We start from the raw sequence: 11,645 nt of genomic DNA, 5'->3' as shown, positions 1-11,645 counted from the left end.
AAAGCAGCTGACGCCATACACTTATTTCTCAAAATGTTTTTCGATGGCAGTTTATATATTCATAATATCTTTTCTTGGGAGGCAAAATTTACCATTTACTTATTGAAATAATTTATCTAACCTATTTTTATTTTAGACAATATATTCTATGATCGAGGCATTATGATATTGTGTCAAATCTTCCGCTTTCCTGGAGTTTGTCATATAAAATATTCCATGAATACCAAGTAAGGTAAAACGAATCATATCTCTTTTGTTGTTCACTCTCGCAATTATAATTTGCGTCATTCGAATCTAGCTCCCGTATTCCTCTCTCTGCAATCAACCTCCTAGCTAACTCTTGACTGAATTTATCAATATGTAGCCGGTTACCATTTTTATTCTCGTCCAGAAAAATATTAATATAGTATGAGTATTGAATATCTTGGGGGTCATACTGAGGCTCACCACTTTCTATATATTTTGAAAGGAAATTTATTAATCTTTTAAAATTTTCCTCTTTCATCTCTTCTTCCATTTAAGTAGTTATTACAAAGTATAGCTTAATTATAAATTTAACCTACATGACTTAATTCAACGAGTGACAAAAGTGACAATGGTGCTAGCTATAAAAACTTATTTTTATTCAAACTCAAATAAAAGACAACCATAAACCAATAAGTACATTTATTATACTATGCATTTTGCCCCCTAAAAGTTTAAATTTGAATATTGTTTTAATTTGTTCTTTTTGTTTGAATTTAAAAAAGAGTGCGGTGAAAATAGACTGTAGGATAATCATACAAAATTAGAACTAACAAGAACCTAGCAAAGAACCAAAAGGAACTTTTATAGGAACGTTTTAAAATTAATAATAGCTAACTCAGCTGGTAAATTACCTTAACTTATTGATTCTACTAATGCCGCTGATGTGAATCGAACACACGACCTTTTGATTACGAATCAACAATATACCCTTACCCAATCAACCATTTAAAAAGTTACGGCCAAAACCAGTTTTTACTTCACCGGATTTGGCCGTCAATTAGATGAAATAATTCATAGACCCACTAGTGGGTCTATAAAAGCCATCAATGATAAGGAACCTCCGGCTCACGGCTTTCGCCTTCGCTCAAAATCACTTCAGGCTCAACACTTTTTGCCTTGGCTTTTTTAACTGCGGGGCGGCGTAGCTCAGAATCGTCAAAATCATCGACTTTAATGACATCTTGACGTGCTAATTCGGCTTCTGTTAATTGCTTCGCTTCTGCCTTAGTTAATAAACCACAGCTTAATGCTTCTTCAATTTGCTTAAGCAATGTTAGTGATTTTAAAACATCATCTTTCACGGCGTGCATTACTTTTTTCTCAAGCTCTTCAACCGCACAGATTTTATGGAATGCTTCTTCCAAGCGGCCCATAGGGCAGTTTTCACTTGCTTTTTTGTAGACTAAGCGTGTGATTCTTGAGCGTGTTTCATTTGGCTCGATTAAGATTCTTGCTAACTTATGCCCCAATTGATCATTGGGTTTATTTCTGCGATTACCGAATGGTTTTAAAATCAGGTGTAATGTAATACGTGCCCATCGTTGTGGAAAATTCGTAATAACACCTTGCATTGCCGTTTCACATTCATGCAGTAATTGTTGGCAACTCCACTCAATTAAAGGCAGATCAGCTTTAGGTTCGCCATCTGCATGGAAACGCTTTAACACCGCTGAAGCTAAATATAAGGAGCTCAACATATCGCCTAAACGTGATGACAATTTTTCTTTACGCTTTAAATCACCGCCAAGTATCGCCATTGAAAAATCAGCAAGAAAGGCTAGGTTTGTACTGTATTTATGTATCAATTGATAATAGCGCTTTACACTGCTCTCAGGCGCTTGAGAAAAATGGGCATCAGTCACTGCAAATAATATTGATTTTGTAAAATTAGCAATAATAAATCCAGCATGAGCAAAAAATACTTTATCAAATTCCACTACATCATTATTTCTTACGCTTTCTAATTCTTTAAAAACGTAAGGATGGCAACGAATCGCACCTTGGCCAAAAATAATTAAACTACGCGTTAAAATATTAGCACCTTCAACTGTAATCGCAATTGGAGCTCCTTGGAAGGCGCGCCCCATGTAATTATTAGGACCAAGACAAATTCCCTTTCCACCATGGATATCCATCGCATCAAGCGAAACCTGTCGTGCACGTTCAGTAGTATGGTATTTTAATATAGCGCCAGCTACGGATGGTTTTGCGCCATGATCAATCGCTGCAGCTGCCATAGTAACACCCGCATCGATAATGTACGCATTTGCTGCGAGTCGTGCTAAAGGTTCTTCAATACCTTCAAATTTCCCAATCGGTTGATTAAACTGTTTACGAACTCTGGCGTAGGCACCTGAGGCTAGAGCTGCAGCCTGCGAACCACCATTAGCACTGGAAGGTAAGGATATTGATCTACCTGCGCTTAAACACTCCATCAACATGCGCCAGCCATGACCCGCCATAGCTAGACCACCAATAATATAATCCATGGGAATAAATACATCTTTACCCTGTGTAGGACCATTTAAAAAGCCTGCATTTAATGGGAAATGTCTACGTCCTTTAACCATACCTGGAGTATTCGCGGGAAGCAAAGCACAAGTAATACCAATATCGTCTCCCTTACCCAATAAATTATCAGGGTCAAACATTCTAAATGCTAAACCAACCACCGTAGCTACTGGGCATAAGGTAATGTAGCGTTTGTCCCAATTCAAACGAACCCCTAAAACCTCTTCACCATTAAATTTTTGCCGGCAAACAATACCTTGATCAGGAATTGAAGCAGCATCAGAACCGGCATTAGGGCCAGTTAGGGCAAAACATGGAATTTCACGGCCATCAGCTAAGCGCGGCAAATAATAATTTTTTTGTTCTTCCGTCCCGTACTTAAGTAATAATTCGCCAGGGCCTAAAGAATTGGGTACAGAGATGGTTGTCGCAGCAGTAATTGAACGTCCATAGATTTTAACTAAAACCGACATTTGAGCTGTTGCTGAAAACTCCAAACCACCATAGCGTTTGGGAATAATCATACCTAAGAAACGGTTCTCTTTAATAAACTGCCATATTTCAGGTGGTAAATCAGTTTGATTATGCGTTATATCCCATTCATCGATCATGGCACATAATGTATCCACAGGACCATCAAGAAAAGCCTGTTCCTCTTCAGTCAATGCGACTGTTGGAGCATTACGTAATACGGAAAAATCGGGGGCACCAGTAAATAAATCGCCTTCCCAGCTTACCGTACCCGCTTCAAGCGCTTCGCGCTCTGTTGCCGACATAGCAGGCATTGCCTTGCTAACTGATTTGAAAAGATGTTTCGATAACAATTCGCGTCTTAAAGGTTTAATTGAACCAGCAATTAAACCAAGTTCAACCAAACATAAAATGATTTTAGTTAATATTCCTGGAGAACCGTAATAAAACACCAGACCACTAAATAAAGCAAAACTAATAGCCCACACCGAAATTGCTGCTTGTCGCGTTAGCAATATCCCTGCTGCTCCTAGGGTTAAGAGCACTAAAATAACGTGTAGCACTGTATTCTCCTTAATTATTTATTAACTTATTCATTCATGCAGATTGATTTCGACAAACGTTAAGCTAAGGTTATTTATATTTAGGATAATAATTCCTTATCTTATTGCTATTCGACTACAAGACTCAATCTACAACAGATTACGCTTTAGTTAATGTATGGTACTAAAGAACTCATTTTGCAATTGAGTTTTCTGTCCCTTTACGATAGAACCTTTAATTTATTTAAAGCTTCTACAATTTGCTTTGCTACAGCCTGTGGGTGCTCCATTGGAAATAAATGCGTCCCACTGGTTTTGAAATGTACTACATTAAATTTCTTTTTCATATAACGCACATCCATTTTACCAACCACAGTACTTTTGTCACCATAAATTAATGCCGCAGGAGTTATTAATTTGCCTGCATAATCTGGAATTATATGGGGTATGGTTCGATAAATTTGATACTCGATATTACGATCAAAACGAAGATAATAGCCATCGGCTCGATGTTCTAAACCATAGGTAATGTAATCATTTAGACAAGCATCAGTAAATGTTTTGAATAAGTTTCGTGTTTTTAAATAAGCCAATAATTGTTCATGATTTATCCAGTACTCACGTCGACCTTGTGTCCTAGATGCAGGGGTTACACGATCAATAATACCTAAAGCTTTTGCAAGTCGAACCATGCTGGATTTGAATGGCCCCAGTAAAGGCGAATCTAACATCACAACTGCTTTAAACAACTCGGGTTGCTCTATTGCGGCCAATAAACTTAAGGCACCACCTAAAGAATGGCCTACAGCAATCACCGGACGGTCTGCTTGCTGTTTAATACTGGCGATCACTTCCAATACTAAATTATGCCAATTCTCACTAACTGGAAACTGAGGATCATGGCCGATTCTGTCTATATAGCAATAATCAAAATCATGCTGCAAACAATCCAGCATTTGCTTATAGCATAATGCTGGAAAGCCATTGCCATGGGCGAAATGAATCAGTTCTTTCATGGCGCCACGACTTGTCTACTTTCAGCTCTTAACACATGCAATGCAAAAGCATAATAAGCGGTTAGTAGAAAGAATAAGATGAATCCGAGCCCCTGAAATATACTATTGAATGTCAACATGAGAAACAAAAGTAACAGCATTGGCGTTCCTGCAACAATCAATATCCTACATGATGCGGAAAAACTTATTTTAAAGGAAAAGAATATAGTCGAAAAAGTTTGTCCTAAAAACCCCAACACGGGAAAGAAGACAATAAACAGTGAAAAAAAGATGGCCACAATAATTGGATAAAGCATTGCTTGTGATGCAAGCTTAAGCCCAGTAATTGAGTTTTGCTCAACAAATTGTTTCCCATCAAAGGCAAAATTGGCACCTTTACCAAAAGGTTGTACAAGAGGCTTGCTTTTATTCACAGGCGCTTGTTGCGTACCCATCGTAAACAATTGTGGTGTTGGTATCCTAAACGAGATTCTATCCTTATTAATTAAAATAGTAAGATAAGGATATTTATCGCTAAAATTATTCACCGTTCCGGTGGTATCAATAATTACTACCGTTTGCTTTTTGTCGTTATCGATTAAATAAGGCATTGGTTTATCAAAAACAACGTTCCCATTTTGGACGTAAAACAAAGGCAATTTCAATAATGGCTCTGTAATTTCTTCTTTAAACGATTGATTAAAACTAATGGTCATTCTAAAAAAGAAAGGAATAGAAAATATAGCTATTGCTAATAAAAGATAAATCAGTCCATACCCTTTCCAGCGTTTGCCTATGTCAACATAAAGACGACGCGAATAAAAAGACTTCCACAAAGCAGACCAATATCCATAGACCGGTGCATCAATCGGTTTTAATTTATTTTTTTCTTTAGCCACGCCATTCTCCAATACGTTTTCCAGTTTGCTGATGAAATACATGTAACTTCATTTTAGGTAGTTCCACATAGAGTTGTCCACTCATCAAAGGCTGATCAGCAGAAACGCGCAAACTCAGATGTTCTCCATTTTTAAGGCATTTTGCTCTTATTAATTTATCTGCTCCCATATCGTCTATAAATTCAATATCAATTGCAATACGTTGTGGATTATGTTCAGAACATAACTGTACATGTTCTGCTCTAATTGCCAAAACAAGTTCGGTCTTGTCCTCTAGTGTCTCCGCCGTTTCTGGAAAAGGATAAAACACACCTAAGGGCGTTTGAATAGTAGCACTACATTTATCAAATATTCCTACTAATGTATTTAGCGGATAATGTCCGGTAAATCCAGCAACAAATAATGTCTCGGGATTTTGATACAATTCCTGAGGCGTGCCAATTTGTTCAACAAAGCCCTGCTTAAGCACCATAACCCGTTCAGCCATGGTCATGGCTTCGGTTTGATCATGAGTCACATATACACTGGTTGTATTTAATTGCTGATGCAGTCGTCTGAGTTCATGACGCATTTCAGTGCGTAACTTGGCATCTAAATTCGACAAAGGCTCATCAAATAAAAATACCGCGGGAGAGCGCACCATTGCCCGCCCCATAGCGACACGTTGCTTTTGACCACCTGAAAGAGCCTGTGGCTTTCGCTCCAGATAAGGCGATAACTGCAATAACTTAGCCGCATCAGTTACGCGTTGCTTAATCTCATCAGGCTTAAAACGTCGCATTTTCAAACCATACGCCATGTTGTCATAAACAGTCATATGGGGGTAAAGTGCATAATTTTGAAAAACCATCGCCATATCTCGTTGAGCAGCATGGATCTCATTAACACATTTATTGTTAATCAAAATCGAACCTGAGCTTAGAGCATCCAATCCAGCAATTAAACGCAATAAAGTTGATTTACCACAACCAGAAGGACCAACAATCACCATAAATTCGCCTTTTTCTATGCTGACGTTTACCTTATCTAAAATTGTGGTTTGTCCAACCTGTTTTGAGACATCCACTAGCTTTACTGTTGCCATGCTTACTTCAACCCTTTTTCAAACCATCGTTGCATTAACATCACTACCATACAAGGTGGAATCAAAGCAATCAATGCAACCGACATAATGTAATGCCATTGTGGGATTTGATCCGCAACTCCAGAAAGATAACGAATTCCCATCACCACAGTAGCCATTTTAGTTTCTGTAGTAATCACCAAAGGCCATAAATATTGATTCCAGCCATAAACAAATAAAATTACAAACAATGAGGCAATTTGTGTTTTAGACAAAGGCAAAAGTATATCAAAAAAGAAACGCATCGCCCCCGCACCATCAAGTTTTGCCGCATCAACAAGTTCCACCGGTATGGTTTTAAAAAATTGTCGGAATAAAAAAGTTCCGGTAGCAGAGACGAATAAAGGCAAGGTTAAACCAGTAAATGAATTCAATAAACCAAAAGAGGCAACCACTTGAAAAGTAGGAACAATTCGTACTTCAATGGGCAGCATCATGGTTGCAAATATCAGAGCAAAACAAAGCTTTTTAAAGGGGAAATCGAAATAGACCAAAGCAAAAGCAGAACCCAAGGCAATGACAATTTTTCCTATTGCAATCGCTAAAGCCATGCTTAAACTGTTAAATAACATCGACGTAATTGGCTCGCCCCCTGTCACGGCTAAACCTTCAGTCAATACCGCACGCATATTTTTTAATAATAAATTTCCAGGAACAAGTGGTATATGTGATTGCATCATCACACTACCTTCATGACTGGCAGCAACAAATGCCAAATAAATCGGCAGTAACATCAGCAAGATAAAGAAACATAAAAATCCATGGGCAAAAACGCGAGAGATTAATTTCATGAGTAATGAACCTTTTTCTCGAGGTACTTAAATTGCACTAAAGAAACAAGGACAACAATAACCATTAAAAGTACCGATTGCGCCGATGAACTCCCCAAGTCCATACCTTCAAAGCCATCTTGATACACTTTATAAATTAAATTCGTCGTACTATTTCCTGGTCCACCATGAGTCATTACCTGGATAATGCCAAAGGTATCAAAAAAACCATACATCAAATTCATAATTAAAAGAAAAAATGTGGTTGGTGATAATAAAGGCCAAATAATTTGCCAAAAACGTTGCCATGCCGAAGCGCCATCAATAATCGCAGCATCAATTAGCGAGGCAGGTACTGCTTTTAATGCAGCAAAATAGAATAAAAAATTGTAGCTAAATTGCTGCCAACTGGCCGTGAGAATAACTACCAAAAGTGCCTGATTGACGTTATTGACATAATCAAAATCAATCCCAATCGACTGCAAAAAATGCGTCAGCCAACCTAAGGTAGGATGACAGAGAAAACGCCATAATATTGCGGCTACGGCAGGGGCTACCGCATAAGGCCAAATTAATAAAGATTTATAAACTCCTTGTGTCCTGCCTCGATTATTAACTAATACAGCTATAAAAAGACCTAAACTCATCGTGCAAAAAGTAACACTAAAAGCAATAATAAAAGTAACCCAAATTGCTTTACTGTAGCTACGGTCCCGAAACAGATCGATAAAATTGCTAAGGCCAGCAAAATGTTTATGTAAACCAAAAGCATCTGTATAAAAAAAAGATTGCAATAAAGCGTTACACGCAGGCCAAATAAAAAATACGAGTGTAATAATAAGTTGTGGAGTTATAAAAAGCCATGCGTAAAAACGTTGATGATTAAATTTTGCCATTAGCCCTACGTATTAATAAGGTCTTGATGGACAGATTATATAGTTAAAGCCATTCAAGTAAAGTGGTTTGGCTGTACCACTGAATTTACTTGTTCTGATTGATGGATGTAAATATTTCATGTAAGTTGAGATCACGAGGATTCAACTACCCATTTAAAGGAATATATTGTGCGCTACGTACACATAAAAAACCCGGGTTCACACAGCCGGCTTGTCATTGAAAATACCCCCATGCCAACCTATAAAGATTGCCAAATTCTGGTACAAGTTAAAGCATCTGCACTCAACCGAGCCGATTTAATGCAACGCTACGGGAAATACCCTCCCCCATCAGGTGAATCAGATATTCCTGGTTTAGAGCTCGCTGGAGATGTTATTGCTGTAGGCTCTAAAGTCACCCAATTTAAACCTGGCGATAAAATCTATGGATTAGTTGGTAGTGGTGCCTTTGCTGAATATTGCGCTGTAGATGCCTCATTGGCTCATCATATACCCCAAGACTGGAATTACGCTCTTGCTGCGGCCCTTCCGGAGTCTTTAGTCACTGTACATGCGACGATTTTTGTTATAGGTGAACTTAAATCCGGACAAACCTTACTCATTCATGGTGCGGGCAGCGGTATTTCCTCGCTGGGAATTCAAATGGCAAAACAAATTGGCGCGACGGTCATTACTACAGTTGGTAGTGACAGTAAAATAGAAAAAGCGCGAAAACTTGGCGCGGATCAAGTAATCAATTATCAAAAGCAGGATTTTGAAGATCTCATTGTAGAAAACAGTGTGGATTTAGTCCTTGATTTTATTGGTGGTGATTATTTTAATAGACACCTCCACCTGCTTAAATTACGCGGTAAATTAATCCAAATTTCATGCCTAAACGGCAGTACAGTTGAATGTAATTTAGCCATACTAATGCGCAAACGACTACAAATTACTGGTTTTGTACTGCGTACGCAAAGCATAGAAGAAAAGGCCGCTCTCTGGAAATTAGCGCATCAAACATGGTTTGGTTTGCTAACCCAAAAACAAATACGCCCAATCATTGATTCAGAGTTTAAATTAGAACAAATTGAAGAAGCTCAAGAACACATGCAATCAAGCGTCCATTTTGGCAAAATAATTATTCACGTAGATTGATTTTGTTTGATTGAAAGAGGCCTGCGTATGGTGCGCTTTAACAATTGAGCATAGATTGGTTCATTACGTGCAAGCTGCAAGACAATCGTTGCAGTAATACAAGCCATCATTAGAGGAAAAATTAAGGAGTAATTTTGTGTCATTTCCACAACAAGTACTCCTCCAGTAATGGGTGAACGTGTTACTGCTGCAAATAATGCAGCCATACCTGCAACGGCAAACATGCCAGGTTGGGTTAAAAAATCAAGATGCATGAATACCAATATTTGAAACATAGCTAAACCAAGCAAGGTTCCTAAAGCAAGAGTAGGAGCAAAAATTCCTCCAGGAACACCGGTGGAATAACACGCTATTGAACCAATAAATCGGATAATAAATAAAAAAACTAAAAACCCAAATCCATGTGAAATAGTCAATGACTGATGAATAATTTGCATGCCACCACCAACAGCGGATGGAACATAAATCGCAAGATACCCCACAACGAAGCCAACAACTAAAACATAATACAATCTTTGGCGAGAAGATAATTTATCTACAAAGGCAAGTAAAGCCATCAATGCCTTATTATACAACAGCCCAGCTAACCCCACAAAAAAACCAAAGAGAGCAAATAACCATAAAGCATCTAATGCGGGAAATTGAAATACACTCATGGGAATGGTTGCTTGGGCTCCTATCATCAGGTTCATAATAATAGTTGCCGTAATGCAACTAATCACGACCATACTAAAACTGGTGAATGAATAATTAAATTGATTACGCATTTCCTCCATAACAAAGAGCACACCAGCCAACGGCGCATTAAAGGCTACAGATAACCCGGCAGCAGCTCCTGCAGCAATTAAACTATCGCGGCGACGTCGTGTCAGATTAAACAAATGCCCCAGCATCTCCCCCAGACTGCCACCAATATGGATGGTAGGGCCTTCTCGTCCTAGAATCATCTTGGATGAAATAGCTAAAATGCCAAAAAAGAATTTTACGGGTAATAAACGTCGCCAAAAAATAGGTCGAAGATGCAACAAAGCCCCTTCAATTTCCGGAACCCCACTACCGCCCGCATCAGGGGCTAGATGTTTCACTGCTAAAAAGGCGGCCAAGACCATCAACATAGATACGATCCCGGAAATTAATCCACTAGGCCATCCCCTATCGCCAATAAAATGAAAAAAGTAATCTAATGCAGCGCTCAGTACATCAATTGATAAACGAAATGAAGAGCCAACGAGACCAACAATAATCCCCAGCACAATTGAGACAATATAAAGTATCAAAATTTTATTGCGCATCCTTACTCACCATTCCCATTAAATTAGTAATGATTTTAAATCCGGCCTGATTTACTAAAGACAAGATGGTCTCTGGATGAAACTGCACAGCATGTATCGGTAAATGTCGATGCGAAATAGCCATAACCACACCATCATCGCTCATTGCCGTAACGCTTAGCACATCAGGCATAGCCTTAAGCCGTGCATAAAGTGAATGATAGCGACCCGCTTTGAAAGAACTACCCAACCCAGTAAATAAGCCTGAAGCATCCATCACATTAATCATCGAAGGTTTACCATGCATTGGGTATTCAAGAACATCCAATACCCCGCCAAAGTGTTCCACCAAACCTTGTAGACCTAAACAAACACCAAATAAAGGGATACCACGAGCGATAACCGCATCAATCGTTGCCGATAATTTAAAATCACTTGGTTTACCCGGTCCAGGGGATAAAACCACCAAATCATAATTATTTTTTTGCAAATAATGTACTGCCTTATCAAAACGAATAGTACTCACTTCAGCACCAGTTTGACGAATATAATTTGCTAAAGTGTGCACAAAAGAATCTTGATGATCGATCAGCAAAACACGTTTACCTTTTCCAGTTAAAGCAAATGTTTCGGCAATATTTTTGCACTTTAACTCTTTATTTTGCAACATATCTAAAAAGGCAGAAGCCTTTAAACGAGTTTCTTGTTCTTCAGATTCAGGAACCGAATCATAAAGCAAGGTCGCGCCCACACGAACCTCAGCAATCCCTTTTTCAATACGGACGGTTCTTAAAACCAAACCCGTATTTAAATTACCATTAAAACCAAACCAGCCAACTGCGCCAGCATACCATTTACGCGGTGATTTTTCGTATCGCTCAATAAAATTCATCGCCCATATTTTTGGCGCTCCCGTGACAGTAACTACCCACATATGCGTTAAAAAGGCATCGACCGCATCAAAGTTTTCTCTTAAAACCCCTTCAACATGATCCACGGTATG

Annotated in this window: 10 protein-coding genes; 1 reads left to right on the top strand and 9 read right to left on the bottom strand. The window is 38.6% G+C overall.

All coding sequences use genetic code 11. The annotated features are described in order from the left end of the window. Window positions 1-160: 160 nt before the first annotated feature. From LDG_RS17475 to LDG_RS17445, 7 genes are all read right to left on the bottom strand, one after another. Window positions 161-505: a hypothetical protein gene (locus LDG_RS17475; RefSeq protein WP_040536513.1), complete on the bottom strand. Its 345-nt coding sequence runs from the start codon at window positions 503-505 to the stop codon at window positions 161-163. Between the two features lie 565 nt (window positions 506-1,070). Continuing rightward, window positions 1,071-3,572 (bottom strand): acyl-CoA dehydrogenase, encoded by a 2,502-nt coding sequence (locus LDG_RS17470; RefSeq protein WP_006872798.1) that lies wholly within the window; start codon window positions 3,570-3,572, stop codon window positions 1,071-1,073. Between the two features lie 200 nt (window positions 3,573-3,772). Next, window positions 3,773-4,567: an alpha/beta fold hydrolase gene (locus LDG_RS17465; protein ID WP_006872797.1), complete on the bottom strand. Its 795-nt coding sequence runs from the start codon at window positions 4,565-4,567 to the stop codon at window positions 3,773-3,775. After that, window positions 4,564-5,445, bottom strand: a complete 882-nt coding sequence (locus LDG_RS17460; protein ID WP_006872796.1) for a DUF1189 family protein — start codon at window positions 5,443-5,445, stop codon at window positions 4,564-4,566. The genes LDG_RS17465 and LDG_RS17460 overlap by 4 nt, the downstream gene beginning before the upstream one ends. Continuing rightward, window positions 5,438-6,529, bottom strand: a complete 1,092-nt coding sequence (locus tag LDG_RS17455; protein WP_040536510.1) for an ABC transporter ATP-binding protein — start codon at window positions 6,527-6,529, stop codon at window positions 5,438-5,440. Before LDG_RS17455 ends, LDG_RS17460 begins: the two co-directional genes overlap by 8 nt. Before the next feature lie 2 nt (window positions 6,530-6,531). After that, window positions 6,532-7,359, bottom strand: coding sequence for a sn-glycerol-3-phosphate ABC transporter permease UgpE (gene ugpE / locus LDG_RS17450; RefSeq protein WP_006872794.1), 828 nt, complete (start codon window positions 7,357-7,359; stop codon window positions 6,532-6,534). Beyond that, window positions 7,356-8,234, bottom strand: coding sequence for an ABC transporter permease subunit (locus LDG_RS17445; RefSeq protein ID WP_006872793.1), 879 nt, complete (start codon window positions 8,232-8,234; stop codon window positions 7,356-7,358). The genes ugpE and LDG_RS17445 overlap by 4 nt, the downstream gene beginning before the upstream one ends. Window positions 8,235-8,402: 168 nt before the next feature. Between LDG_RS17445 and LDG_RS17440 the strand changes: the two genes are divergently transcribed. After that, window positions 8,403-9,371 (top strand): NAD(P)H-quinone oxidoreductase, encoded by a 969-nt coding sequence (locus LDG_RS17440; RefSeq protein WP_006872792.1) that lies wholly within the window; start codon window positions 8,403-8,405, stop codon window positions 9,369-9,371. Here the strand turns inward: LDG_RS17440 and clcA are convergent. Together clcA and LDG_RS17430 are read right to left on the bottom strand one after the other, a co-directional pair. Next, window positions 9,359-10,663 (bottom strand): H(+)/Cl(-) exchange transporter ClcA, encoded by a 1,305-nt coding sequence (clcA, locus tag LDG_RS17435; protein ID WP_006872791.1) that lies wholly within the window; start codon window positions 10,661-10,663, stop codon window positions 9,359-9,361. The two genes, LDG_RS17440 and clcA, sit on opposite strands and share 13 nt — an antisense overlap. Further along, on the bottom strand, window positions 10,653-11,645 hold a 993-nt coding region (locus LDG_RS17430), incomplete at its 5' end, for a glutamine amidotransferase-related protein (RefSeq protein WP_083821501.1). The genes clcA and LDG_RS17430, both read right to left, overlap by 11 nt.

It is taken from the genome of Legionella drancourtii LLAP12 (genome assembly GCF_000162755.2).
Classification (GTDB): domain Bacteria; phylum Pseudomonadota; class Gammaproteobacteria; order Legionellales; family Legionellaceae; genus Legionella; species Legionella drancourtii.
The sequence above is the reverse complement of the archived record's forward strand: the minus strand, read 5'-3'. Positions and strand labels throughout refer to the sequence as shown.